This window comes from Methylobacterium sp. E-041, assembly GCF_022829665.1.
Classification (GTDB): Bacteria; Pseudomonadota; Alphaproteobacteria; order Rhizobiales; family Beijerinckiaceae; genus Methylobacterium.
Window position 1 is genome coordinate 149859 of sequence record NZ_JAKSYQ010000228.1, and the last position, 23358, is coordinate 173216.

The 23358-nt window shown below is 67.3% G+C and carries 28 protein-coding genes and 1 pseudogene; 3 read left to right on the forward strand and 26 right to left on the reverse strand.

Annotated elements, in window-relative coordinates:
• Positions 1–5: 5 nt before the first annotated feature.
• The 5 genes from MKK70_RS21200 to MKK70_RS21220 are packed head-to-tail and all read right to left on the reverse strand — an operon-like array spanning position 6 to position 3186.
• Entirely contained in the window at positions 6–683 is a 678-nt protein-coding gene (locus MKK70_RS21200) for a hypothetical protein (protein ID WP_243949710.1), read from the reverse strand.
• Positions 680–835, reverse strand: a complete 156-nt coding sequence (locus MKK70_RS21205; RefSeq protein WP_243949712.1) for a hypothetical protein — start codon at positions 833–835, stop codon at positions 680–682. Before MKK70_RS21205 ends, MKK70_RS21200 begins: the two co-directional genes overlap by 4 nt.
• Positions 832–2253 carry a hypothetical protein gene (locus MKK70_RS21210; protein ID WP_243949714.1) on the reverse strand — a complete coding sequence of 474 codons (1422 nt, stop codon included), beginning with the start codon at positions 2251–2253 and terminating at the stop codon, positions 832–834. Before MKK70_RS21210 ends, MKK70_RS21205 begins: the two co-directional genes overlap by 4 nt.
• Positions 2253–2627, reverse strand: coding sequence for a hypothetical protein (locus MKK70_RS21215; protein ID WP_243949716.1), 375 nt, complete (start codon positions 2625–2627; stop codon positions 2253–2255). Before MKK70_RS21215 ends, MKK70_RS21210 begins: the two co-directional genes overlap by 1 nt.
• A 1-nt stretch (position 2628) precedes the next feature.
• Entirely contained in the window at positions 2629–3186 is a 558-nt protein-coding gene (locus MKK70_RS21220) for a hypothetical protein (RefSeq protein ID WP_243949717.1), read from the reverse strand.
• Between the two features lie 10 nt (positions 3187–3196).
• On the opposite strand from MKK70_RS21220, the gene MKK70_RS21225 reads away from it, so the two are divergent.
• On the forward strand, positions 3197–3400 hold the full coding sequence (locus tag MKK70_RS21225) for a hypothetical protein (RefSeq protein ID WP_243949719.1): 204 nt from the start codon (positions 3197–3199) through the stop codon (positions 3398–3400).
• A 19-nt stretch (positions 3401–3419) separates the two neighbouring features.
• Here MKK70_RS21225 and MKK70_RS21230 read toward each other — a convergent pair whose 3' ends face one another.
• Positions 3420–4679, reverse strand: a complete 1260-nt coding sequence (locus tag MKK70_RS21230; RefSeq protein WP_243949721.1) for a P22 phage major capsid protein family protein — start codon at positions 4677–4679, stop codon at positions 3420–3422.
• A gap of 12 nt (positions 4680–4691) precedes the next feature.
• Entirely contained in the window at positions 4692–5582 is an 891-nt protein-coding gene (locus MKK70_RS21235; RefSeq protein ID WP_243949723.1) for a hypothetical protein, read from the reverse strand.
• Positions 5583–6399: 817 nt separating this feature from the next.
• Between MKK70_RS21235 and MKK70_RS21240 the strand changes: the two genes are divergently transcribed.
• On the forward strand, positions 6400–6696 hold the full coding sequence (locus MKK70_RS21240) for a hypothetical protein (RefSeq protein ID WP_243949725.1): 297 nt from the start codon (positions 6400–6402) through the stop codon (positions 6694–6696).
• A 236-nt stretch (positions 6697–6932) separates the two neighbouring features.
• Here MKK70_RS21240 and MKK70_RS21245 read toward each other — a convergent pair whose 3' ends face one another.
• The 14 genes and pseudogenes from MKK70_RS21245 to MKK70_RS21310 all read right to left on the reverse strand — a co-directional run bounded on the left by MKK70_RS21245 (position 6933) and on the right by MKK70_RS21310 (position 18279).
• The gene (locus MKK70_RS21245; RefSeq protein ID WP_243949726.1) at positions 6933–8120 is read right to left on the reverse strand and encodes an SGNH/GDSL hydrolase family protein; all 1188 of its coding nucleotides are present in this window, start codon (positions 8118–8120) and stop codon (positions 6933–6935) included.
• A gap of 155 nt (positions 8121–8275) precedes the next feature.
• Complete coding sequence (locus MKK70_RS21250) at positions 8276–9691, reverse strand: beta strand repeat-containing protein (RefSeq protein ID WP_243949727.1); 1416 nt, start codon at positions 9689–9691, stop codon at positions 8276–8278.
• Between the two features lie 7 nt (positions 9692–9698).
• A complete protein-coding gene (locus tag MKK70_RS21255; RefSeq protein ID WP_243949728.1) occupies positions 9699–10223 on the reverse strand; it encodes a hypothetical protein in 525 nt (174 codons plus the stop codon).
• Positions 10223–10555 carry a hypothetical protein gene (locus MKK70_RS21260; protein ID WP_243949729.1) on the reverse strand — a complete coding sequence of 111 codons (333 nt, stop codon included), beginning with the start codon at positions 10553–10555 and terminating at the stop codon, positions 10223–10225. The genes MKK70_RS21255 and MKK70_RS21260 overlap by 1 nt, the downstream gene beginning before the upstream one ends.
• Positions 10555–12858, reverse strand: a pseudogene (locus MKK70_RS21265) (portal protein). Before MKK70_RS21265 ends, MKK70_RS21260 begins: the two are co-directional and overlap by 1 nt.
• The gene (locus MKK70_RS21270; RefSeq protein ID WP_243949730.1) at positions 12858–13208 is read right to left on the reverse strand and encodes a hypothetical protein; all 351 of its coding nucleotides are present in this window, start codon (positions 13206–13208) and stop codon (positions 12858–12860) included. Before MKK70_RS21270 ends, MKK70_RS21265 begins: the two are co-directional and overlap by 1 nt.
• The gene (locus tag MKK70_RS21275) at positions 13201–14823 is read right to left on the reverse strand and encodes a hypothetical protein (protein ID WP_243949731.1); all 1623 of its coding nucleotides are present in this window, start codon (positions 14821–14823) and stop codon (positions 13201–13203) included. The genes MKK70_RS21270 and MKK70_RS21275 overlap by 8 nt, the downstream gene beginning before the upstream one ends.
• Positions 14771–15208, reverse strand: a complete 438-nt coding sequence (locus MKK70_RS21280; protein ID WP_243949732.1) for a DUF2280 domain-containing protein — start codon at positions 15206–15208, stop codon at positions 14771–14773. The genes MKK70_RS21275 and MKK70_RS21280 overlap by 53 nt, the downstream gene beginning before the upstream one ends.
• A 7-nt stretch (positions 15209–15215) precedes the next feature.
• Positions 15216–15854: a putative metallopeptidase gene (locus MKK70_RS21285; protein ID WP_243949735.1), complete on the reverse strand. Its 639-nt coding sequence runs from the start codon at positions 15852–15854 to the stop codon at positions 15216–15218.
• A complete protein-coding gene (locus MKK70_RS21290; RefSeq protein WP_243949737.1) occupies positions 15854–16171 on the reverse strand; it encodes a hypothetical protein in 318 nt (105 codons plus the stop codon). The genes MKK70_RS21285 and MKK70_RS21290 overlap by 1 nt, the downstream gene beginning before the upstream one ends.
• 109 nt (positions 16172–16280) lie before the next feature.
• A complete protein-coding gene (locus MKK70_RS21295; RefSeq protein WP_243949739.1) occupies positions 16281–16487 on the reverse strand; it encodes a hypothetical protein in 207 nt (68 codons plus the stop codon).
• Positions 16484–16669, reverse strand: coding sequence for a hypothetical protein (locus MKK70_RS21300; RefSeq protein WP_243949740.1), 186 nt, complete (start codon positions 16667–16669; stop codon positions 16484–16486). The genes MKK70_RS21295 and MKK70_RS21300 overlap by 4 nt, the downstream gene beginning before the upstream one ends.
• A complete protein-coding gene (locus MKK70_RS21305; RefSeq protein WP_243949742.1) occupies positions 16666–17607 on the reverse strand; it encodes a site-specific integrase in 942 nt (313 codons plus the stop codon). The genes MKK70_RS21300 and MKK70_RS21305 overlap by 4 nt, the downstream gene beginning before the upstream one ends.
• A 405-nt stretch (positions 17608–18012) precedes the next feature.
• Complete coding sequence (locus MKK70_RS21310; RefSeq protein ID WP_243949743.1) at positions 18013–18279, reverse strand: hypothetical protein; 267 nt, start codon at positions 18277–18279, stop codon at positions 18013–18015.
• Between the two features lie 335 nt (positions 18280–18614).
• Between MKK70_RS21310 and MKK70_RS21315 the strand changes: the two genes are divergently transcribed.
• Entirely contained in the window at positions 18615–19394 is a 780-nt protein-coding gene (locus MKK70_RS21315) for a hypothetical protein (protein ID WP_243949744.1), read from the forward strand.
• A 135-nt stretch (positions 19395–19529) separates the two neighbouring features.
• On the opposite strand, the gene MKK70_RS21320 is transcribed toward MKK70_RS21315, so the two are convergent.
• The 5 genes from MKK70_RS21320 to MKK70_RS21340 form a co-directional block, all read right to left on the reverse strand.
• Positions 19530–19796: a hypothetical protein gene (locus tag MKK70_RS21320; protein WP_243949745.1), complete on the reverse strand. Its 267-nt coding sequence runs from the start codon at positions 19794–19796 to the stop codon at positions 19530–19532.
• Complete coding sequence (locus tag MKK70_RS21325) at positions 19793–20455, reverse strand: hypothetical protein (RefSeq protein WP_243949746.1); 663 nt, start codon at positions 20453–20455, stop codon at positions 19793–19795. Before MKK70_RS21325 ends, MKK70_RS21320 begins: the two co-directional genes overlap by 4 nt.
• 693 nt (positions 20456–21148) lie before the next feature.
• Positions 21149–21490 carry a hypothetical protein gene (locus MKK70_RS21330; RefSeq protein WP_243949747.1) on the reverse strand — a complete coding sequence of 114 codons (342 nt, stop codon included), beginning with the start codon at positions 21488–21490 and terminating at the stop codon, positions 21149–21151.
• Between the two features lie 39 nt (positions 21491–21529).
• Complete coding sequence (locus MKK70_RS21335; protein ID WP_243949748.1) at positions 21530–21940, reverse strand: MucR family transcriptional regulator; 411 nt, start codon at positions 21938–21940, stop codon at positions 21530–21532.
• A gap of 48 nt (positions 21941–21988) precedes the next feature.
• Entirely contained in the window at positions 21989–22753 is a 765-nt protein-coding gene (locus MKK70_RS21340) for a hypothetical protein (RefSeq protein WP_243949750.1), read from the reverse strand.
• Between the last annotated feature and the right edge of the window lie 605 nt (positions 22754–23358).

The following is a 23358-nucleotide window of genomic DNA, read 5'->3' on the forward strand; positions in this document are numbered from 1 at the left end:
TCCCCTTACGCGAAGGCCGTGTAGGCCTTGCCGATGCCGCCAGCGAGGCTGCCGAGGCCCGACAGGCCGCCGATCAGAGCGCCGAACGTATTGGCGCTGGCCTGCTGCCCCGCCATCAGTCCGTTCGCGCCCGCCTGCCCGATGCCGGCGGCGGTCTGCTGGGCGAGGCCAGCCTTCGCCTGCCCGACGCCGAGCGCGGCCTGACCAAGCGCGCCGAAAGTGCCGGCCTGCCCCGTCGTCGCGGTGAAGCGCTTCGTGTCGAGCCCGGACAGGTTCGTGAGCCAGTTGTTGTAGTCCTGGCTCGCCAGCCCCGAGGCGAACTTCATCGCATCGGTGTCGGCGTTGCCCGACGCGAGCGTGCCATTCACCGCGCGGGTGCGGTCGAGGGCTTGCAGGCCCTGGTCCATGTTGAAGGTGTAGCCCGGGGCGGTCGTGTAGGCGGCCTTGGCCGCGGCCGATCCGTCGGCGCCGTTCACGCCGAGGGCGTCCTGGTAGAGCGTCGAGCCCGCGCTGTAGCTGTCCGCGAGGTTTCCGAGCGTCGTGCCGGCCTGCCCGTAGGCGGCCGATGCGCGGTCGTAGCCGGTGTCGAGCGCCGCGTTGCCCTCGTCCTGGCCCTTCTGAAGCTGGCCGGCCTGGAACATGGCGGCCTGTCGGCCAGCCTTGCCGGAGAAAATGCTGCTCACGGGCGGGCCTCCAAGATAGCGATGCGGGCCTCAAGCGCCTTCGCGTAGGCGAGGAGGGCGACGAGGAAGCGAAAGGCCTCAGCCGTCGGGGTGCCGGTCTTCGGATCAACGGCGGGCGCCTGCGCGCTCGGCTGGGTCGGGGCGGGGATCATTCGGTGCGAGCCTCCACGGCCATGGCCCCGCCGAGCAGGGCGCAGTAGACCGGATCGGAGACGTCGATCCGCCACGTGCGGCCCTGGACGCCGGTCATGCCGTTGCGCAGGAAGTTGATGCGGGTCCGGGTCGCGCCCTGGCGGCCGAGCGGACGCGACCGCGGGCTCGACCAGCGGTTCCCGCCGTCGTCCGAGTAGGACATGAGCATTTGCGGATCGGAGATCGTCGGGTCGGCCGAGAGCCGCCCGGTACCGAGCACGAAATCGAAGTCGACGCGGGGGATCGCGAGGCGCTGCGGGAAGCCCTGCGCCGGCAGGCTCTCGACGCGGAACCGCAGCGGCGCGCCGTCCTCGACGAACACGTCCTCGCGGACCTCGAGCAGGCCGGTGCCGGAGGTATCGCCGATCAGCCAGCGCCCGAAGGCCTTCACCGACTGCGACCCGCGCCAGCGTCCGGCCTGGTGGCTCGCCCGCTCGTGCCACTGCGCCGTGATCAGGTCGTAGACCCAGGTTCGGCCCGGCATCGACACGACCCAGAAGGCGTGGCCGGCGACGATGTGGACCGACGCCTCGATCTCCGTCGGATCGACCGCGGCCGCCGCAGCTAGATCCCGCTCGACGTCATGGGTCGAGAGGCGGACCGGAGCGTAGCCCGAGAGCTTGTAGACGACGGAATCGTCGCCGACCCAGATCATCTCGTTCGACCAGCCCTCTTCGTGCCCGGCGACCGCCCACGGCCCGATCAGGCCGCGCGGAATGCCGGTGACACGGGAGAGGGGGAAGCCGTTGGCCTGCGCCGAGCCGCCGTAGACGCCGATGCCGGACGGCCCGAACAGGAAGAGCTCGTCGCGGAACGGGATGCCGCGCAGCAGGCCGCCGGGCCGGGCCTGCTCGTAGGTGTAGTCGAGCGTCGAGAACGTCTTCTGGTTGACGCCCGTCGCGTAGCACTCGCCGTTTCCGGCGGTGAAGAACAGGAACCCGAACAGCTCGCACACCGAGTTCGGCGCCGGCAGGTTGCCGGGAATCGAGAGCGGCGCAGGCGCCATGTTCGGGAACAGGCTATAGGCGCCGTACTCCGTGACCGCGACGGCGTCCGGCGAGGGCGTCCGGTTGTTACGCGCGATCGTCACCCGCTTGGAGCCCGGCAGCGCGCCGAGGTTCGCCACGCTCCCGTCCTCGCTGACGCGCACCAGCGTGTCGCGGTAGGCCGCGAGCACGGTGGAGCCGACGAGGCGCGCACCGCGCGGCCCGTGAAGCGCCGTGTCGACGAACCGCGACAGGCCGGGGGTGCGACGGACGGAGATCGGGGCGCGGGCGCCGTCGCCGAGCTTCTCGACGAAGGCGTTGATGAGCCGGCCGGCGCCTTCGGCATTCGAGAGGCCCGGGCGGGACGAGGTCGGCCAGGAGATCGCGGGCATCAGCGGCAGCTGTGGTTGCGCCGCCCCCAGAACGGTTCGACCCGCATCGGCGGCCGTGCGTCGTAGACCCGGTAGGCGAGCTTCAGGTCCATGCGGGCCTGCTCGGCGAGCCCGCGGAGTTCGGCGGCCTTCGTGCCGCTGATCCCGAACGGCACCAGGGCGGTCTCGGCGATGATGGCGGCGAGCGGCAGGTAGGCCGCGTCGTCGACCTCGTCGCCGTTGAGCTTGGCGACGCCGTCATCGAGGAGCTTGGCGCAGATCGGCTCGACTAGGTCGTCGATCTCGGCCCGGTCCTCGTCGCTCGGCGCCTCGCCCGCGGCGAGAACGCCGAGGTCCTTCAGAACCCGGACGATCAGCTGCTCGCGGGTGCGCATGCTACTTGGCCTTGCCGGCGGACTTCGGCGCGGTCAGCGCGTCGAGGTCGGTGCGGGCGGTGGCGAGCTCGGCGGAGATGGCATCGACCTTGGCGACGAGGTCGGTCTTGTCCGTGATGGCAGCGTCCAGGGCCGCGCGGAGCGACGCGAGGTCGGCGGTGGCGGTGTCCAAGTCGGACGTCAGTCGATCACGGGCGGCGGCCGCCGTCGCGGCGTCGGCGATCGCGGCATCGCGCGCGGCCTCGGCGGCGTCGAGCTCCTCGAATAGGCGCTGGTTCTCGGCCATGCCCGCCTCGATCACGCCCTTGAGGCGGTCGATCTCGACCATCGCAGCACCGGCCGAGGCCGGCGGCGGGGTCGGATCGGCGCGGGGCGGCTGGTAGGCGCGGCCCGCGGCGGCGGCCGTGAGTGCATCCGCGGAGGCGAGCGCCGGGTCGGTGATGCAGGACGGGGAGGCGTTCCAGCCCTCGGGCAGGTCCGCGCCGGCCGCCAGATCGAAGATCCGGGCCTCGCCGTCGGGCTTGTAGCCCCAGGTCGGGATGGTGGTATCGTCGAGCATGGAGGCTCCGATGGCGGACAAAACGATGCTGACGTGGAAGGGGAGACCGCTGGCCACGATGAGCCACGAGGATCTCCACAAGGTGGCGGAAGAGATGCACGCCTACCTTGAGCAGCAGGCTCGGAGGCTGATCGAAAACGGCATCAGCGCCAGGATCGCAGCCGACGGGCCCCAGAACGACGAAGGGCGCCACGAGGGCGCCCTTTCGTCTTAGCGGTGGTGGAGCGGCTGGATCAGCCGTTCATGCGGACGGCGAGGCGCGGATCGACCGCCTTCACGCCGTAGAGGATGTCCAGGCGCCAGTTCGAGACGTCGTTGGTGCCGTCGTAGTACGGGATCAGGCGGACGCTGAGGTTCTTGTAGGACTCGCGCTCGCAGGACACCGCGCCCTCGGGCTTCACCAGCGGCACACAGGTGAGCGCAAAGGCGCTCTTATGGGCCATGATGTTCTGGGTGTAGGGCGTGGCGGCCGCACCCATCCAGGTCACGACGGCGCCGGCGGCCGGGGCGGCCGAGACGGTCGCGAAGGCCGAGGCCGGGAAGGCGCCGGGCGCGATGATCGCCGGGGAGATGGCGACGGTCGCGTTGCCGGAGGCGTCGGCGATCGCCGCGGTCATCACGGTGAACTGGCGCAGGTACGGCAGCACCTGCTTGGTCACGTGGTTGACCGCGAAGACGCCGGCGATGGTGAACACGTCACCCTTGGCGAGCGTGCCGGCGGCGCCGAGGCCGGACAGGTTGAGCAGCTGGCCGCCGAAGTCCTTCACCGCCACGCCGTTCGCGAGGGTCTGCGTGTAGGTGACGTTCTGCCCGGCGCCGTTGACCGTGCCGTTGGTGCGGGTACCGGTCATGTGCACCGGCACGTTCTGGCTCATGTAGGTGTCGACCTGCGCGATGCGGCCGACGGCGCCGTCGCGGTAGGCCTCCTCGACGAGCTTGTCCGAGTAGAAGGTGCTCTGCGCACCCGCCAGGCCGGACTCGTCGTCGGGCGAGAGCATGCAGAAGCGCGAATCCTTCGGGACCGAACCGTTGTTCATGCGGGTCGTGCCGCGCAGGAAGCCGGCGTAGCTCGACAGGACGTTGCCGGGGGTGCCGACCCAGTTCGGGACGCTCGCGTAGAGGCCCATCACATCCTGGTCGACCTGGTTCGCGAGCGAGACCATGGCCGGCTTGATGACGCGCTCGGAGAGCTCGCCGATCGTCAGGGTGCGATCCGTCGAGGAGATCTTGAGGTCGATGCCCTTGAACTTGTCGACGGTGACGGAGGTCGAGCCCTCGGTGATGTCCTGCGGCTGGGCCACGGCGCCGTCGCGGACCTGGAACTGCGGCGGGCGCTTGATGGTGACGGCGGCGCCGACGTTGTAGCCGTTCTGCTTGGCGGCGAACTCGTCCTCGTAGCCGCGGAACACCTTGGAGGCGGCCACGAGCTCGTTGTCGAGGATCTTGACCGCCGCCTTGGCGATCACGTTGGGGGTGAGGAAGGTGTTGGCCATGGGTGCTGGTCCTTATCGACTGGCGCGAGCGCGAGCGCCGTAGGTCTTGGCGAGGTACGCATCGATCTCCGCATCCGGAGACGAGGGCGCAGCTCCACCGGCGACGGGCTTCGCGGGGGCGGGGGCTGAGGGGGCTTTCTTGGGTTTCGCCAGGGTCAGGCGATGCTCGAGCGCGCCGACGGCCTTGGCGGCCTGCAGCGGGCTCATCCGGTTGAGCTTGTCGAGCTCGGCCGGGTTCTTCGCGAGGTAGTAGGAGAGCAGCCCACCCTTCTCGCTTTCGATCACGAGCTCGCCGACGTGCGACGAGACCGTGCGGTCCTTGGCGGCGCCGATGACCTTGTCGAAGTCGGGGATCGCGTCCCGGGCCTCGTCCATGCGGTCCTGGAACGCCTCGACGGCGGCCTCCTTCGCCTGCGACTGCCGGCTGGAGGTCTGTGCCTCGCGGTCGGCGACACGCTGCGTCGCGAGCGCCTTGGCGATGCGGTATTCCGCCTTGGCATCCTCGAACGCGACGTAGTCGTCGAAGTCCGATTCCTTCGGCGGTGCGCCGATCTCCTTCTCGATGGCGGCCTTCCGGTCCTCGCTGGCGCCCGTCGGCGCACTGCGGTTCTCGGCGAGCGCGGCTTCGAGCCGGGCGATCTTGTCCTGCATCCGCTGGATGCCGGAGCGCTTCTTCGGCGTTGCCGCTTCGCCGTCGTCCTCGCCATCGCCCTTCGGGGCGGGTTTCGGAGCGTCGGCGGCCGGTTCGGCCTGCTCTGTCCCTGGCTTGACGACCTGGTCCTCGCCGCCGGCCACGTGGCCTTCGACGGTGGATTCGGTCGCGTCCGAGGTCTCGCCACCTGCCGCCTGCGTTTCCGCTGGCGCGCCCAGCACGATCAGGTCCTCGTCCATGTTGTCGTCCATGAAAAAACCCGCCGCGCGCGAAGCGTGACGGGTCGGGGCATCATCGCGGCCTGCGCGGGGTGCACTGGCCTGCGTGAAGGGGAGCGGACATGCGTCGGCGCCCGTGTCGAGCGGGACGCGTCCGTGGGGATCATGGGGTGGCGCGAGGAAAGGGGCAGCGTGCCCGCACGTCTCGCGACGCTGGTCTGATGACGGGGTTCGCCCGTCGGGTCAAGGGGTGGGCCGGGCGCTTGTGGAAGCGGCCCGGCCCGGTCATCCTCGGAGATGCGACTCAACCGATGGATGATACAATTTAGCAGACGCTTTATGGCTCATCCAGCATCCTGGAAGCGCTATGCGCATCGGCATTAATCAGTGTATTTTTTGCGGAAACGGTGAACTTACGGGCGAGCATTTGTTCCCTAAATGGTCGCGAGATCTAGTTCGCCAAAGATACAAAAAATCGCAACATACTCTCCGGTCATTCGGAAGTGCGAGTTCCGGTTGTTTGACAAAAAAAATACCTCCCAGCGATCTTAGGCTTACGATAGTATGTGGCGCATGCAATAATAATTGGATGGGCGACCTACAAAAACGCGTTAAGCCGATACTAACCCCAATAATCAAGGGTGTGGATAAGCCAACAATTAATTATAGTGATGTCGAATATCTAATATCTTGGACTATTATGACAGCAATGGTCCTTGAGTACACTAACCCACGTCTCGTCAGCACACCCACTTCGGTGTGCCGAAAGTTCTATTCTTCTCGTACATTGCCGCCGCGATGGCGCGTTTGGATAAGCGCTTCGACGACGCATGAGGCTCCAGGCTTCCACGTGTCAGCAGCTGGCATTTACCTGAAAGAAGGCGCACCTTCGCCCGATCATGCGAGCGCAAATGTTTTTACCGCCAGCTTTGTGATCGGGAGCCTGTTCGTCCATGTTTACGGACGCGCTGCGGATTTAGATACAGATCCAGTCTCAAATTACAATATTGATTGCATGCTTGATTTATCAAATATTTCACCGGAGAATAGCGTTAGTGTTCCAAAAATCTTACCAGAACAATTTTGCGCCACGGCACTGTCTCTGGAAAAAGGACTGCTAGCCCGTCGTCTTGCGCTCGAACTATAACTCGCTAGGTTTGGAACGCGCTGCGGCGTGGGTTGAGGTGCCTCAGCAGGACTGATGACCACGACGTCCCGGGTGGCGAGAGGCTGTATCGTTCAGGATTAGCTCTAAGCCTGAGCGTTAGCGGGGTTGAATTCCCCCACCGGGCCGACCGATGAGGTTAGAGCCGAGCAGTGATGCCGGCCAGCGCGCGTGGATTTAATGCTTCGGCTCGGCGTTTGAGACGCCGAACTGAGGCATCAGTAGCCGGCCGCAGCCTGCCAAGTGGCTTCGCTGATAGCCGGGAATACCCCGTTGTGGACGAGGTTCGGTACACGGCCGCCGACGCCCGGGGAGCCCAGGTTAAGGACACCAGAGAAGAGGCGGCTGGCGCTGGGCTTGCGGCCGGTGCGGTACATGTCCGCGATGGTCTCAGGCCGCAGGGCCGACGCCCAGATATCGATGTCGGCGAAGGTGGAGCCGGTGGCCTGAAAGGCGTTCCCACTCTCGGCCCGGCCGCCGATCACGAACGTCTTGCACGGAGCGAGAACGGTACCCGGCGTGCCGCTCGTGAACTGCGTGCCGTCGATGTAGCCGATGATCGTGTTGGCCGCGTGGTTCACGGACAAGACGATGTCGTGCACCGTGGCGTCGGCGGTTGGGTTCACGGTCGAGGCAGTGCCGACGAGGCCCACGTTGTCCGCGACATCGTAAGGTCCGGTGCCGTTGCGGAACCTAATCGGCGCGGCGTTTCCGACATCTCCCTCGGCGTAAGCGCTCAGGTACGCGACGGCCTGTTTGCCAGCCGACGCCTGACCCTTGACCCGAGCCCGCATCGTGAACGACCGCGGGTTGGTCAGCAGCCCGGTTGTGCTGTCGATCATCAACCCCTTGCCGTTGGGGCTGTCGCTGCGCACGGCCCACGCACCCGACGATGCAGGATCCGGCCGGGTGAAGGCGGCGCCCCGAGTGAAGATGCCGAGGTCGATGGCGCGGAAATGCACCTCCTGCCCGGCATCCGTCAGGTGCAGGTTGTCTCCGACCTGATAGGTGGAGCCGCCGATGATGCCACCCGATCCGTTGTCGAGGGTGGACATGTGGTCGATGCGGTGGCGACCAAGCAAGTCTAACTGTTGGTTCAGCGACAGCATCGCTTGGTACTGCGCCGCAGTGTAGCCCCCATAGGTGTACGCGCCCCGGATAATCGGGATTGCCCCAATAGCGTCGCACATGCGGCACAGCTTCGCGGTGTTTTCGAAGTACGCCTGGGGATCAATGCTAGCTTCGTTGAAGGGGTGTGTCCCGAGAATAACATGCGATGGCCTGTACGGCTCAACAGCAGTCTTGAAGTTCGCAATGGTATCAGCGGTCTTACTTCCGCTCACAGCCCTATTGTAGATTTTCCAGTCGGGGTCGATAGCCTTGAGCGCAGCCGTGAGAAGGCCCATCGACGAGGTTGCAGGTGACGCATACCCGTTCGAGGCGCTAGGGTCACCGCTGTAGGTGCTGCAACCCTGCCCTGCTATGTTCGATGATCCCGTATAAACCATGGTCCTAGGCGACACGGAGCTATTTAAAGCAGTAATAAAATCAGTCGCCATTGCTATGCTCCATAGGTGACTAAGTCCCCGTTGTAAGTGACAGGATCGCCGCCATAGGTGACGGCATTGGAGGGCGCAGACCCCGAAGCTGGCGTCGTCGTTGACCCGCCCGAAGATGTGGTCTCGCTGAGGATAAGCGCGTTCAGGTGCACGAACGCTGCCGTGCCGACCTGGGCGAAGACGATGTCCAAGTTGCCGTTTGTATCGGCGACAGCGGAGGGGATCGAAACGATCGTACTGTTGCCCAGCGCATCGACCTGAACGGTTCCGCCGCCGGCGGTGATGCTCAGGGGGCGGGCCGCCGAGCCGTTCGCGGTCCGGCTGTTGTAGCTCTGGATCTTGTAGGCGTTGCCGGCGACCAGCCCAGCAAGCCGCAAAGTCATAGACTTCTGGCCGGTGTCCGTCTGAACATAGACCGAGCTTATTGCGATGTTGTCGGGGATGCCGGCAATGCCTGTATTGCCGAGCGTGTTGTCGTACTGCGGCGCCAGCGTCCACGTTGCGGTCCAGCCCGTCGCTACACCGCTCGGGTCTTTCAGGGCGATTGTCGCGGGCGATTTGTACGTGTTCGTGACGACATCGTTCCAGGCAGCGTTGTTCGCCGGGTTCGCCTGGGTGAAATTCATCTGCGCCGTTCTCAGCGCGGCGGGCGATGCGGCCGCGGTGACGGTGACCAAGCCGGTCGTCGTTCTTGGCGAGTTCGTTGCACCCGCGAGCGTCTCGATCACGTCAACGGACCCCGCCGTTGTGGGCGTGCCTGACAGCGTCGCACCGGTAATCGTGAGGCCCGCTGAGCCTGCTCCAGAGACCGAAAGGGTCGAGCCTGAGGTCTTCCCTGTGATTGTCCCGGTGTAGGCGACGCCAACCGTAGCCGTGCCGCTCGAGATGGTAAGGGCATTGAGCGTGACGCTCGCTGCAGCCGTGACTGTCACTAGCCCGCTCGTGGTCCGCGGCGAGTTCGTGGCGCCGGATAGCGTCTCCACCACGTTGACCGATCCGGCCGCGGTCGGCGTCCCAGAGATGGTCGCGCCCGAGATGGACAGCCCAGCCGCGCCAGTGCCCGAGAGCGAGAGCGTCGAGCCCGCGGTCTGGCCTGAAACCGTGCCGGTGTAGGGCGTGCCGATTGTTGCAGTGCCGGAAGACACGGTGAGGGCGGTCAGTGTCGTAGCCGGAGCGGACACCGTGAAAGCAGCGGACACCTGCGCGGATGCCGTCACGGTTGCGTTGACCGCCGGCGCACTCGGGAAGGTGTAGGTCCACAACCCGGTCGCATCGGCTTTCGGGGAACCTACCTGCGAGCCGTCCGTGATGGACACGGTCGAGCCGGCTGGGGCCTTTCCCATGAAGGTCTTGCCATCGGCGCTCGGCCCGAAATTGGTCACCGAGGCGCCGCCGGCACCGAGAAATTTGACTGCCATGCGGGCCTCAGGAGAACTGCTTCCAACCGGTCGCGGCGTCGAAGAAGAAGCGCTGCGTGCCGCCGAATGCGAGGGAGAGGAGGCCGCCGACGTTGAGCCCGGCGAGCTTCAGCGCGCCGAGGCCGGTCATGTCGTTGCGGACCTCGAACGAGGCGCCGGGGTAGGCGAGGGCCTGGGACAGCGTCAGGGTGCGCGTGACGCCCGTTCCGACCGCGCCAGTCAGGAACATCACGGACGGGCTCTTGAGCGCCGTCAGGGTCATGTCGGCCGCCACCGGTACGGTCGCTGCGAAGATTGGGCGGACCGGCTTCCAGTAGGCGAGCGAGCCTGTCTTAGCCGCGAGCACCAGGTCGCGCGTCGAGCCGAACAGGTCGGTCACGCGGGCGTAGCGGTCGACGTTCGCGGCCGGGTCCGGCAGCGTGTCGACCGTAAAGACGCCGTCGAGGATTGCCGACGAGCCCGCAACGGCTGTTGCTGCCGCTTCCTGCGCCGCGAGGATCGCGGGCCCGAGGCCTTGGACCCGCAACACCATCAGAGACCGCCACCGACCGTGACCTCGACGTCCGGCGTACCGGAGGCGGCGAGGACAGCGACGTGCCGCTGATTGGTCTGGAGCGTCTGGACCTCGACGGCGCCGGGCGGGATCCTCTGCGCGCCGCCGGTCGAGCTCGTGGGCGCAACCGGCAGCGGCATGTCGACCTTGCCGCCGAACTCGATGGACACCGGGACCGACCCGCGGTTCCAGATCCGGACCTGACACCCGCCACCGGCCGGGAAGCCAGCGAGCAGCGGCGCCGCGCCCGCGACGGTCGCGGCCTGGAGGCGGATCGTCCCGTTCGGGACAGCTCGGAATGCATGTTCCATCACGGGGCACCCATCATCGGAGCACCGGCCGGCTGGCCCAGCATGCTCGGGTCAAAAGAAAGGGCGCCCTGAGGCGCCCCGGTCGGTTCGGCGGGCATCTGGCCCGGCGGCATGTCGGCGGGCCCGGGCGGGCCGCCCTGGTCGGGCGCGGGGCCTTCCGGAGGCGTGTTGGCCTCCATCAGCATCGAGACGACGTGCGCGAGGTCCTGCAGGCCCTGCGCGATCGCATCGACGCGCGGATCCTCGGCCGGCGCGCCGGCGGCGGGCATGCCCTCGGGCGGGCGGGCGGCCTCGGCCATGCGCGCCTGGTGGTCGAGCGCCGCCTTCTGGATCTCGCCCTGGATCTTGGCCATCTCGGCCTCGATCTTCTGGTGCTCCACCTGGAGCTTCGCGCCTTCGAGCTGGTGCTGGGCCACCGCCATCTGCTCCTGGCGCTGCTGCGCGGCCATGGCGGCCTGCTCCTGCGGCGAGGGCGGCGGCGGTGCGGGCGGCGGCTCGCCGCTCTCCTGCGCCTCCTCGGCCTGGATCTGCGGCGGCAGCATCGTGCGGATGCGCTTGGCGATCTTGTCCGCCATCGGCCAATCCTGCGCCTTGGCGAGGAGGTCGAGCACGAGCGGGGCGACCTGCGGCGCGGCCTGGACGAGGGAGATCATCCCGTCGAGAGCGGCTTCGCGGCGGGTCGTGTAGCTCGGCCCCATCTCCATCGCGACGTCGTACGCGCCGACCGTGACGTCGTTCTGGATCTTCTCCGCGACGTTGTCGTCGGCGAGGCCTTCGGACTTGTTGATGTCGACGAGGTCGACCTTGCCGTCCTCACCCACGACCCGGAGCGTGCGCGACGTGTCGTAGATGTGCGGGATCATGCAGGTGACGATCGCGTCGGTGTGCCGGATCGCCCGGCTGAAGTTCACGATGTAGCCGAACGAGCCGACGTCGCCTTCCTGCTGGCGCGCGCGGATCGCCTTGCCCGAGGTCTCGTTCGAGCGGGCACCGAGCGAGGCGTCGTAGACGCCGGTCACCGCCTTGATGTCCTCGGCCGCCTCGCGGGTCAGTTCGGCGAGGCCGGCGCTGGCCACCGGCGGAGGGACGCGCTGCGGAGCGGCCAGCGGCGACTTCGGGTCGGTGTTGTAGGGCAGGAACGGGTGGTTGGCGGTGTTGGCGGTGGACCAGACGTCCTCGTAGCCCTTGAACATCACTTCGGAGCCGATGAATGGCGCCTTGGGCTGTAGGGCCACGACCTCGGTCTGGGTCGAGCGCGAGTAGTTGTAGGCGCGCTGAGCGTCCTTCGCCTTGCGGACGATGCCGCGGCGGACCCGGCGCTTGCCGATGACGGTCTCGATGCCAATCACCGGCACGATCGGGATGAAGGGCCCCGGGATCAGGTCCGGACCTTCGAGCACATCGGTAGCGGTGATGAGGTAGCGCTCGACCTTGTGGCCCGGGCGCTTCTCGATGCGGGCCTTCGCGGCCTGCGCCATCGCCATCTTCTCGGCGTGGTCCTCATCGTCCTTGTCGGTCAGGTCGAGGATCTCGCCATCGGGCATCAGCGCCAGCGTCTTCGAGACCGGCGTCTTGGTGTAGTACTCCGCGATCCGGACGGTATCGTGGGTCGCCCACTCGGCCAGGCCGGCCTCGGAGAGGTGCGTGTCGCCGATCTCCGCCGCAGACGTGTCGGGATACTTCTCGTCGTACACGTCCCGGCTCATGTCGACCGGCACGAAGCAGAACAGGCCATCCTCGCGGGTCGGAAGCACTGCATCGGGGTCTTAGCGCACGCCGATGCCGTCAGGGATCGGCGCGATGCGGATCTCTTGCTCGAACGTGGTGTCCGAGCCGTATTCCGTGATGACCTTCCAGTGGCCGATGCCGGCGGCGACCTGCTGGTCGGCGGCCGCGAAGTAGGCGGCCGGCGCGTCGGACCGGTTCTCGATGTAGCGGACCATGCCGGCGATCACGTCGGCGGTGTCGGGGTCGCCGCGACTGTCGACCGGCACGCCCTTGATCGCCGGCCGCATCTGCCGGATGTCGCCGGTGATCTGCGCGATGGTGGTCGCGAGGCGGTCGAACTCCAGGCACGGCCGGTCGCCGCGCATGGCCTTGGCCTCGGTGGTCCACTGCGCGCCCGGCACCTCGATGAACTCGAGGTCGGCATAGGCGTCGTCGCGGTTCTGGCGGTCGGCCGCGTCGGCACGCAGCCAGCGCTTCATGGCGACGTCGATCACCTTGTCGACGACGCGCTCCGGCTTCGGGTCGGGCTTGGCCGACGCGGGCTTGGCCGGGCGACGGGGCTGTTTCGCGGCCATCAGCGAGCGACCTTCGTGGCACGACGGCAGACGAATTCATCGGTGAGGCCGTCGTAGTCGACGACCCACTCACGACCGTCCTGGACGATGCGGACGCGCTCGGCGTTGCCGGGCATCTCGACGACATGCTCGCGGATGACGGCGCGAGCCTTGGCGAGGCGTTCCTGCCATGCCTTCTCCGGCATCATCACAATGAGATCCGACTGCGGATCGTAGGTGAGCCGGTACCGGTCACCACCAACGATGATCGGCGCATCCATCTGCACGTTCACCGGGTCGATATGCGCGACCGACGTGCAGTGCTGGACGTGGGCGCGGGCGGCTTCGGTTCGGGTCATGTCGTCAGGCACCCATCCATCCGCCGCCGCGTCGGGCGCCGAGGTTCAGCTTGAGCGGAGCGGTTTCGATGACCGGCTCGGCGAAGGTCAGCGCGATGGCGTCCCAGAGGTCAGGCGAGGGGATGCCCATGCCGCGCATCTTGTCCTTCGACCAGAGTTGCACCTGGCCGCGGGAGTTGTGGCCGTAGCCCGTCGAGCAGGCGTCGGCCTGGATCTCATCCTCGTCGGGCAGGTCGACGCCGGCGACGTCCTCGAGCCATTCGAGGGAGTTCATCCAGATCTCGGCGCGGCGGTTGAGCGGGCCCGGGAGCTTCTCGCCGGTGGTGGGCGAGAACCGGTCCTCCTGGATCGGCGCGCCACCGAAGTTCACCGGGACCACGATGCCGCGGCCGGGCGTGCCGTAGCCGCGCTCGACGAGGATGTCGTAGACGCCGGCGCCGTAGCCGCCCGTCACGTCGATGAAGGCCTTCACCGGGCTGTCCCGGTCGATGTGGCCGGCGAGGTAGTTCGCGCTCTCCGGGATCGACATGCCGGGCTTGCCGCCGGCCCAGAGCACCTTGCGCCCGCGGCGCTTGGCCAGCGCGTGGCGATCGCCGCCCTGGTGCGCCGGGTCGTACCCGAACACCAGCGGCCCGGAGGCCTCCACGGTGCGCTTGCGGGCGGCCATGACCAGCTTCGCGCTGATCAGCCCGTTGGTGTTCGCCATCTGGAAGGCCTCGGCCGCCGTCGCGGGGTATTCCTGCCGGAACAGGCTCTCGCCGAGGTCCGCGATCTTGCGGCGGCGCCAGAACATCTGCTCGTGGTCGAGGCCGTGCGCCTCGGCGTAGTCGACCTCTGTCTCCCCCTGCTCGTCGGGGTCGGTGGTCAGCGTGAAATCGGGCGGTGGGACCTTCCGGTAGCCGTCGTCCCAGAACCACGGAACGAAGATCGCCTGGAACTCGCTCTCGCCGCGCTCGGCCTTCCGCCACTGCTGGTGGAAGTAGTTGCCGACGCCGTTCGCGGTGCTCTCCAGGATCACCTCGGTGCCCGGCTCGTCCGCGATCGCCTGCAGGATGCCCGACGCGTGGCTGTGCGCGTGCGGCCAGAAGCCGACCTCGGAGCCGTGGAAGAACTGCAGGGTGTTGCCGCGGCCGACCGCCTTCGATCCGGCCGTGCCGACCTTGTAGCCGCTGTCCAGGCGGTCGAAGAGCAGCTCCTTCGCGTTGGCCGCGCCCGTCGAGGGCTTCACCAGCTTCGGGCAGTGCTCGTGGTAGCGCGACACCATCTCGAACAGCGCCGCGGTCGAATCCTCCTGGTGGGTCAGGATGAAGGTCCGCACGCCCCGCTTGTGGCTCGTGCGCCAGAAGAACCGGCCGCCGATGTAGGTCGAGGCGCCCTGCTGCCGGCCCTTCAGCACCAAGGCGCGGACGCTGCCGGTGGTCAGAAGCTGTTCCTGCAGCTTCGCGTGGATGTAGCGCTGGGCCTTGTTCAGCGTGAAGGCGACGATCTTGCCCGACTTCGTCCGGATGCGCAGGCAGCGCGGCGCGTAGTGCTCGAAGTCGTCCTTGAGCCGCCGGCGGATCGCCAGCTCGCGCTCACTCAAGATCGCCGAGAGCGTCTTCGTGGCTTCGGACGGTGTGGCTGGCATCGATCCGCTGCCGGTTCGTGAAGACGTCGCCGACTTCCTTCGCGACCTGCGCCAGCAGCTGCGCGGCGAGCGCCACGTTGCCCTGCGTCTCGGCGCGCTCGATCAGGCGATCCAGGAGGCGCAGGCGCGTGACGCGGTGCGCGACGCCGATGCTGGCCTGGTCCTCGAGGAAGGTCGCCCGGGTGCGGTCGAACAGCGTGCGCCATTCCTCCGCGAGATCGGCGCCAGCGACCTTCGTCGGGTCGTAATACTGGACGGCCTGCCGGCTGATGGTCTCGCCGAACTGATCCTTGACCGCCTTGGCCACGGTCGAGGGCGAGTCCCAGCACGCAAGGCTCTGGACGATGAAGGTTTTCACCGGATCGGGCAGCGTCGGGTTGGACATGGCGATGTCAGGGTCCGGTCAGAGCGCGGCCACAGGTCCCGCAGGCGCCGGCGATGTCCGCCTCGCAGACGAACGGGGTGCGCCGAGCCGCCTCGACCAGCGCCGCGGTCTGGCCCGCCGCGTTGCCGACGCCGTAGCGCTCAACGATGCCGACGAACTCCTCGACGTCGTGGCCGCGGATGCCGAAGACTGGCCGGCCGGTCTGGCTGTTGAAGCGCGGCGCGCCCCAGCGGTCCTTCTTCTGGCCCGCGTGGTAGAGCTCGTGTTCGACCAGCGCGCAGAACGCGGCGTCGGAGCACTGGTCGGCGTAGTCAGCGTGGAAGGTCAGCAGGAAGTCCGGGATCGACCCGAACCAGCCCGCGATCTGCATCGCCCACCGGGCCTTCGCCCAGCGGTTGCCGATGAAGGTCGCCTCCTCGCACATGCCGACGACGCCGTTGCCCTGGCGCTCGTTCGGGATCGAGCACCACAGGACGCCGAGGCTGGCGTCGCGGAGGTGGGCGTGATCCTCGTTCAGGAGCGGCGCGTCCTCGTCGATGAAGGTCGCGCGCATCCAGGCTTCGAGATCGATCGCGGGGGCGACCGGACTGGCGGTGTCCGCGCCGGCCTGCCCGAGCAGGTCCGCCGGCGGGCGCGGGCGCTGCATCACGCGCCGGCTATCCCATCGACCGCCGCGCAGCGCGCCCGGATCGTCCAGGCGCCCTTCGGCAGGCCGCGCACCGGCGGCAGGGCGTCGGCGTAGCGCTCGATGGTCTCGGCGTGGCCCTGGCAGGCGTAGCGACCGGCCCAGCGCCGCGCGGAGACCGGCAGGAGCCGGCATTCGGCGCCGCGGCAGGCACGGACCTCGATGCGGTAGGCGATCGTGTCGGCGTGCGCCGGCGTGAACGCCCAGACCCAACCCCAGCCGGCGGCGAGGATCAGCGCGACGCCGGCGGCGTGACGGAGGCCGACCACGTTGCGCATCAGTGCCTCGTCGGCGAGAGCGGGTGGACGTAGCGCGCCGGACGGGGCCGGGCGGACGTCGCTGCGGCCGCCATGCCGGCGAGCAGCAGTAGGGCGCAGAGGCGGGGCATCAGCCGATCACCCGCAGCGGGCGGCCGCACATGCGCTCGACCTCGTCGGCCGAGAGCTTGCGCGGCGGGTCGCGGTCCTCGCCGAGGTGGTCGAAGCCGGCGCACAGCTCGTGCTCGCCGCGGTGAACGATCGGCGCGTCGTCGTCGACGGGCGCGGCCGGCGCCGGCGCGAGCAGCTCGCGCAGCAGGGTGACGTAGCGCTTCATCGGAACGGCTTCTCGGTGATCCGGGCCGAGCCGCCCGGCGTGAACTCGACGTGGAGCGTGTGCCGGGGCGCGCGGACCGTGTTCGCGAGGATCGCGAGGGCGTCGACCCACTGCGCGGCGGTCGGGCGGCCGCGCTGGACGTTGAGCCCGGCGAGGGCGCGGGCGGTGGTCGCGGGGCTCACAGGAAGCTCCGGCCGGCGTTCTCGCGGAACAGCTCGCCATCTTCCATGTAGCCCAGCGTCGTCTCGAGCTTCGCGTGGCGCATGTGCTTGGCCGTCAGCCGGAGGTCGGCCCCGTCGTCACCGGCCGACGTCGCGAAGCCGCGGCGGGGCGAGTGGCCGCTGAAGGCCTCCGGGTCGAGCCCGGCCGCCGCACAGCGCGATTTCAGGATGCGGGCGAACTGCCCAGCGGTGAGGCGATCGGCGGAGAGCCGTCCGCGGTCGGCGCCGCGGAACACCGGGCCGTCGGCGATGCCCGAGACCTCGAGCCAGGCGGCGACGGCCGCGGGGATCTTCAGCTTGCCGTCGAGGATCGCCACCGAGCGGCCCATGCCCTGCTGGTCGGTCTTGCTCTTGCCGATCCGGACGAGGAGGCCGCGGCGGTGGCGCTCGAGGTCGGCGACGTCGAGCGCGACGAGCTCGGACCGGCGGAGCGCCGCGCCGAAGCACAGCAGGATCAGCGCGCGGTCGCGGTGGCTCGCGAGGTCCGTCCCGCGGATCCGCTTCACGACCTTCGCCACCAGGTCGGCGGTGAGGGCCTGTTTCTTGTCCGGGCGGCGCCCGAGCGTGTTGCGGATGCCGGTCAGGATCGACCGGACCTCTTCGAGCGCCGTCGGCGCGGTGTGGCCGGCGGCGCGGTGCACCGCGGCGATGGCGGCGGCCCGGCGGTCGATCGTCGAGACCGAACGGCCGAGGCCGGCGAGGTGGGTCAGGTAGCGCCCGACCGTGCGGCCCGAGGCGGGCAGGGTGGCCTCGCCGTGTTCGGCGCACCAGCCGAGGAAGTCGCGCCAGTCGGCGGCGTAGGCCCGGCGGGTCGCGGCCGACTTCGAGGCTGCCGCGAACCGGGCCGCGGCCTCGTCGAGCGCATCGGGAAGGGTCGCCGCATCCGTCGCCGGACGCACGATAATTGCGCCTCCGGCCATGCCGAAAAACCCCGTTTGGATGCACGAGAAGGGCGATTATCGTGCAGCCGTCCCTACCGGCTGAACGATGGGATGGACCTCTTTTTTCGACCCCGCGTTAGGCCGCCAAGGTGAGGTCCGATGTCCTGGTCGAAGGTGCTGCTCGTTGCCCTGCTGATCGACGCGGCATCGATCGCCGAGACCCACGCTCAGGGGATGGCTTTGACGGTTCCGCGAGCTGCGGTTCCGGCCGCCGAACCTGCGCAAACGCCGCCCAAACGAGGGCCATTGGAGCCTACGAACGAGAGGCCGGCCCCGGCTGATCGGCTTCCAAATCAGAAAACAGGCCCGAAGCGCGAACCTCGCACGGTCCGCGACATCTGCATCGGTTGCTGACGGCGCCGATCAGCCCCGAGCCGCGACCCGCTTCTGGGACGTGCGATCCCGGATCACGACCTGGACCGAGCGAGCGCCGAGGCGACGGGTACCGGGCTGGATCGAGAGCAGCGGCGGCGTGCCGATCGCGCGGACGAGGTCGGCGAGCAGCCGGTCCATGCGGCGGCAGTGATCGTCCTTGGCCTCGAGGTATTCGGCCTGGTCGCCGAAACGGGTGCGGCGCCCGAAGTCCCGGGCGGCGGCACGCATCTCGTTGGCGATCTGGATCGCGCTCATCGTGGAACCGATCATGGCACGGAACTGCGCTCACGTCTGCCGAGGCAACGCCTAAGCTGTTGAGCGGGTTCGCGGGATAAGGTGCCGGGCTACTGGCCCCCGGCAAGCCGCCCCAGGATCTTTTCGCAGGTTAGGGGTCAGAGCGCCCGGAGGCTCCTGCATCGGCGGTGGCAGCGGGTAGGGAGTGGCCGTCCCGCCGGTCCCGAATGGAAACGCCCGGCGGCTTGTGAGCCCCGGGCGCATGTCTTCCGACGGTGGTGATGTCTCAGGTTTTGCCCGACGGGTCAATTCCCTACTAACGTGCGTCGCCTCGGTGACCATCACAGGAGAGTTGAGTGTCAGTCGAAAAATTCACTTCCATCGCGCTGCTGATTCTGGCCTTCGCCGCTTCGATCGTGACCCTCATTTTGGCCTTCAAAGAGAGGAATTCGTCCGCAAGTATAAGCGCAGCCTTCGCGGTTGTTCTATTCCTTTTAACGAGCTTGCCAAATATCGAATTTTTTAAAGGATGGGGCGTTGAAACGAGGATAAGAGAACAAGTTAACAGAGCAGAAAACGCTCTAGAGAATATAAAGCTTTTGACCGCCACATTCTCTAAGCAAGCATACACTTGGCTTTCCTACGTTGGGCGCATCGATTCGCCTACATGGGAAGAAAGATTTTCGTTAAGCAGAGACATAACTTCGGCGATCGAGAAAACAGGGGTCAACGACCCTCAGCTGATTGAAGCAAAACACAATTTTGACAGGTTTTTTGTCATAAGCGTAGCCAGATTATACTTGGGCTTTCGGAACGATAGGCTGAGAAAAAGCGTAGAATACACGCAGCATGGGCAGACCGATCAGGCCGAAAAAATGGGGCTACTACTTTCCAGTATTTCTATTAGCAACTTCAAGTACACACTCAAAAACGATCCAGATGCTAAATATCTGGATCAAGCAGATCGTGACAAGTTAAATGTTTTTATCGATAAACTTGGCGATGAAATGGTAAAGTCTCTTAGCCAAGCAAAACCAACGCCATTTCTAAATTCAGTTATAGATCAATATGGCCAAGGTTTGAACGGAGCATATTCTGATGTATTTGGAGAAAAGCCAATTTCTGATATCTATTAATTTATATTCGGTTCGATCATGACGGAATGGCCTAAACAAATTCTCAATCTGTCTCACCCATCGAACCAATCCCGCGCCCAGACCCGGTCCCGCACCTTTGCGGTCCGCCCGGTGAGCGCCCGGGCCGTAGCGACTTCAAGGGACGATGCGAGAGTCCGCAGCCTTCTTGGCCCCGCGCAGCATTTCCAGGCTGGCGGCTGGTTTCACCAGCTGCCTCAGGAGCCGATAGCTTTCGTCGAAGAACTTCGGATGCGCTGGGCCGCCGGTACCGGCCGCGTTGCCGAAGTATCGATCGAACTCGGCAAGGAACAGTTGCGCCCCGGCCTCGACGCGAAGGTCCTTGCTGACGGCTGGATCCGTTGCGCGCTCGTAAAGCGCCGCTCGCTCGCGGTAGTCGTTCATCGCGCCGAGATCTCCCGAGCCCGAGCCGCGTACTGATCATCCGGGACCGCCCGACCCGCCCCGGTCGCGGTGTGCTGGCTCTCGACCAACCCTTCCAAGAGGAGCCGGAAGTGCCCCGCGATCTGGGCCGCGCCGCGCTCCCCGGCCTTACCGCGGGCCGCCGCGTAGGTCGTAAAGGTCTGGCCCTCGGAGAGGATCGCCCGGAGGAACCGGACACCCACCGCGCCGATCGCGCGCTCGAGGTGCCCGACGAATTTCTTGACCTTCTCGGCGTCCTCGATGGCGAAGATGATCTGCAGCTCGTGGGCGATGGTCTGATCGCGCGACCCGCCCGGGTTCCACCCGCCCGATCCGAGCTTCGCGCCGGACCAGCGCTCGAACACCGCCTGGATCATCCGGCCGACGAGGAACTGCGATTCCGTGATCCGGCCGGCGCCGTGTTCGGTGGCCAGCACGTCGACGCGGCGGTTGACCTGGCCAGTGCGGAACGATCCCATCGCGTAGGGATCGGCGATCGACGCCTCGCCGACCTCGATGTTCACGTCGCGGGCGGTGAGCGGACCGAGGCGGCCGTTCTTCGCGCGCCGGCGTTCGGCCGTGGTGGTGGCGATCCGGATGCTGCGGGTGGTGCTGGACGACTGGCTGGCCGACGCGGTCACGGTGCGTTCCCCTATGGCGCGGCGTCGTTGCCGGGCCCGTATTTCGGGGGTCGGACCAAATTGGCACAGCGGTCAAGTCGGATTGTATTCACTTTTTGCCATACCTGATCGGCACATAGCTATGGATTGGATACCGTGAGCGGAGATAGATGGAGCTCCACCCTACAGGTGCCTGATCGCTATGTCGGATAAGATACCTGTTTCCTCAATGTACCCCCCGTTCTGGCGAGTTGCCATTGGTTTCGTTGTTGCTCCAGCCTTAGCTGCAACAGTAATGCATGTATGTCTCCGGTGGGAGGGGGGATTTCATGCTATAACAAATAGGATTTTTGACGAAGTTCTCTTTATATCGCTTATCGGAGCATATCCTGCAGCGCTGTTTTTGGGCGTTCCTACATATTTGGTTCTTAGACAGATAATTAAGCCAAGGCTTATCAACTTTATAATAGTTGGAGGTCTCGTGGCGGCAGCACCCTGGCTGGTTTTAGTTATTTTCGGCCCACGCCCAGACAGCGCAAGCATCGGCGGCATACCAACAGAGATTGAAGGCGCGCGAACATTGTACGGGTGGTTCAGCGCAGCAATGCTTGTTCTACAAGCGGGGGGCCTCGGTGCGGTCGGGGGCGGAACGTTCTGGTTGTTGAGCATCGCCGGTTGGAGTGGGGCGAAGAAGCCTGCAAATCGACCGGCCCCTTAATCGTCGATCGCGCTCATAACGAGGAAGATCTGCGCGAGCGCGAGGTCGACGTGGCGCTGGGCGGTAGTGCGGTTCCAGCCTCGCAGCCGGCAGGCTTCGCGGAACGCGCCTTCATCCATGTGCGACCGGCACCAGGCCTTCAGCTGCTCGCGGTGTTCCCGGTCGGTCACGTGCTGCTCGACGAGGCGTCGCATCCGGAGGTCAGCCGGCGCCTCGCCGAACCCCGGCATCAGCGGCTTGTCCGTCAAGCCGGACGCAACCCACGCGACGACCTGTCGGTGGCTGTAGCGTGGCGGGTAGGCCAGGGCGCGCGGCCCCGGCGTCGGTGTGTTCGTCACGCATGCCGGCCTCTCCCGGCGGTTCGATAAGGGTCGGGGCTATTCGGCAGCCTGCAGGACCGGCGCGCCACGTCCGGCCTGGATCGCCTGTGAGATCGCCGACCGCCGTGCGGAGTAGTCCGCCGACGTCATCGGATAGTCGATCGGCAGCCCGTGCTTCCGGCGGTAGTCCGCCGGCGACAGCCCCCTTATCGTGAGGTGCCGTCGCAGCGTCTTGTAGGGCCGGCCGTCCTCGAAGCTCACGAGCGCGTCCGGGCGGATGGAGGCGCGGATCTGCGCCTCGGTCGGCTTGGCGGGCGCCGGAGCCGCTGCGGGCCGCCCCAGGCCGGCGAGCGCCCCGTGGATCGTCCGCAGCGCCGCGGGCAGGTCGGCAGCCGGCAGGTGGTTGCCGGAGACGTAGGCCGCCGCGATCCGGGCGGTGTGGGTCGTGAGGTCGTGGGCTTGGGACATCGTGGTCTCCTCGGGGTCAGGCGCCGGACCGCGGCGCGCGGTGAAGGATCAGGGCCGCCGCACGTCGAGCCGCGCATTCAGGCGAGCGAGCGTGCCGGCGTCGAAGGACCGGGCGGCGGCCGCACCCATCTCGCGAAGGCTGGCCTCGCGCGCGGCGGTGACCTCTTCCGGCGCTGGAGCGGGCCGGCCCCCATCCGTCGGGAAACCGCGGCCCGATAGGTAGGCGGCGGTCGCCTCGCGCACCTTCGCGGCATCGGCCTCCGTCGGCGGGTCGTAGACCTCGGCGTCGAGGACCCGGCGGACGTGCAGCAGCCTCGTGCGCAGCGCGATCAGGCCCTTGCGGACCTCGGCGGCGAACTCACCGGGCGAGGGACGAAACCGGCGATTCCAGGGTTCGAGCGTCGTGTCGTTCCGATACCGCTCGGCCGCCGCGTGGATCGCCGCCAGCGGGAAGCCCTTCAGCCCGTCGAGGTATTCGCCGACCAGCACGTCGGTCTCGTCGTCGCTGCGCCCGCGCCCCTGCTCGAAGCCGGTCAGGATCCGGGTCACGATCGCATCAACCGCGAGGTGGTCGGCCGTCGGACGGTCAGCCCCGGGCGGGGTGCGGCGCCACGGGGCCAATTCAGCCTCCAGCCGCTCGGCGCATGCGGAGAGCGCGTGACGCTCGGCTGTCGTGGCCGCCTTCACCCGCGGCACGCAGTAGCGCGTCGGATGGGCGGGATGCGCCTCCAGCCGACCATGCAAGGCCTCGATCTTCGCCTCGGGTAGGCTCTGCGGAAGGTTCGTTCGCGTCGACGGAAGGCGGTTCGACATCGTAGGCCCCGGTCAGGGATTGCTCGTGGAGACGGATCAGGCGGCCGGCGAAGCCGGAGGGGCGGTCGCGGGGCGGTGGCGATCGGCGGCCCGATGGCGGATCGTCATCCGGTCCGCGGTCGCGCCGCTGCCGGAGCTGCGCGCCGACCCAGGACGAGAAGTCGATCAGTTCGCGCCCGTCGGCCTCCTCGATCGTGGCCAGCACGACCGTCGCCTCGTCCCGGGCGATCCCGAGCCAATGGCCGATCAGGGCGCGTGCCGAGTGCTTCGACCGTCCCGTGTTCGCGCAGACCAGGTCGACGCCGCGACCGAGCAGGACGCGTCGGACCGCGTTCGGTCCCTCAGCGTCGCCGGCCCCGTCGCATTCCTCGGACCCGTCCCGTTGCTCGCCAGCGGCGCCCGCCGCCGACCCGGTAGGGTCGGAACCGGGGATGGCGGGGGGGTTAAGGGGGGGTGTAGGGGGTGCAGGGGGAAGAGGGGGACCACCAGGGGGGGCGGAAGGGGGTAACGCGTTACGCGCGTTACTGGCGTTACGATGCGTTTCACGGTGCCGGCGTACCCGTTCGGCCGTCGCCTCGCGGCGGTGCCTGGCCTTCTCGTCGACA

Coding starts and splice junctions, on each gene's coding strand:
- MKK70_RS21285 (WP_243949735.1), bottom strand. CDS start 15,854: ATGCAGCGCCCGCGCCCGCCGGCGGACCTGCTCGGGCAGGCCGGCGCG.
- MKK70_RS21335 (WP_243949748.1), bottom strand. CDS start 21,940: ATGTCCCAAGCCCACGACCTCACGACCCACACCGCCCGGATCGCGGCG.
- MKK70_RS21220 (WP_243949717.1), bottom strand. CDS start 3,186: ATGCTCGACGATACCACCATCCCGACCTGGGGCTACAAGCCCGACGGC.
- MKK70_RS21230 (WP_243949721.1), bottom strand. CDS start 4,679: ATGGCCAACACCTTCCTCACCCCCAACGTGATCGCCAAGGCGGCGGTC.
- MKK70_RS21310 (WP_243949743.1), bottom strand. CDS start 18,279: ATGAGCGCGATCCAGATCGCCAACGAGATGCGTGCCGCCGCCCGGGAC.
- MKK70_RS21250 (WP_243949727.1), bottom strand. CDS start 9,691: ATGGCAGTCAAATTTCTCGGTGCCGGCGGCGCCTCGGTGACCAATTTC.
- MKK70_RS21235 (WP_243949723.1), bottom strand. CDS start 5,582: ATGGACGACAACATGGACGAGGACCTGATCGTGCTGGGCGCGCCAGCG.
- MKK70_RS21295 (WP_243949739.1), bottom strand. CDS start 16,487: ATGAAGCGCTACGTCACCCTGCTGCGCGAGCTGCTCGCGCCGGCGCCG.
- MKK70_RS21260 (WP_243949729.1), bottom strand. CDS start 10,555: ATGGAACATGCATTCCGAGCTGTCCCGAACGGGACGATCCGCCTCCAG.
- MKK70_RS21245 (WP_243949726.1), bottom strand. CDS start 8,120: ATGGGCCTTCTCACGGCTGCGCTCAAGGCTATCGACCCCGACTGGAAA.
- MKK70_RS21210 (WP_243949714.1), bottom strand. CDS start 2,253: ATGCCCGCGATCTCCTGGCCGACCTCGTCCCGCCCGGGCCTCTCGAAT.
- MKK70_RS21225 (WP_243949719.1), top strand. CDS start 3,197: ATGGCGGACAAAACGATGCTGACGTGGAAGGGGAGACCGCTGGCCACG.
- MKK70_RS21255 (WP_243949728.1), bottom strand. CDS start 10,223: ATGGTGTTGCGGGTCCAAGGCCTCGGGCCCGCGATCCTCGCGGCGCAG.
- MKK70_RS21280 (WP_243949732.1), bottom strand. CDS start 15,208: ATGTCCAACCCGACGCTGCCCGATCCGGTGAAAACCTTCATCGTCCAG.
- MKK70_RS21205 (WP_243949712.1), bottom strand. CDS start 835: ATGATCCCCGCCCCGACCCAGCCGAGCGCGCAGGCGCCCGCCGTTGAT.
- MKK70_RS21275 (WP_243949731.1), bottom strand. CDS start 14,823: ATGCCAGCCACACCGTCCGAAGCCACGAAGACGCTCTCGGCGATCTTG.
- MKK70_RS21215 (WP_243949716.1), bottom strand. CDS start 2,627: ATGCGCACCCGCGAGCAGCTGATCGTCCGGGTTCTGAAGGACCTCGGC.
- MKK70_RS21340 (WP_243949750.1), bottom strand. CDS start 22,753: ATGTCGAACCGCCTTCCGTCGACGCGAACGAACCTTCCGCAGAGCCTA.
- MKK70_RS21290 (WP_243949737.1), bottom strand. CDS start 16,171: ATGCGCAACGTGGTCGGCCTCCGTCACGCCGCCGGCGTCGCGCTGATC.
- MKK70_RS21320 (WP_243949745.1), bottom strand. CDS start 19,796: ATGAACGACTACCGCGAGCGAGCGGCGCTTTACGAGCGCGCAACGGAT.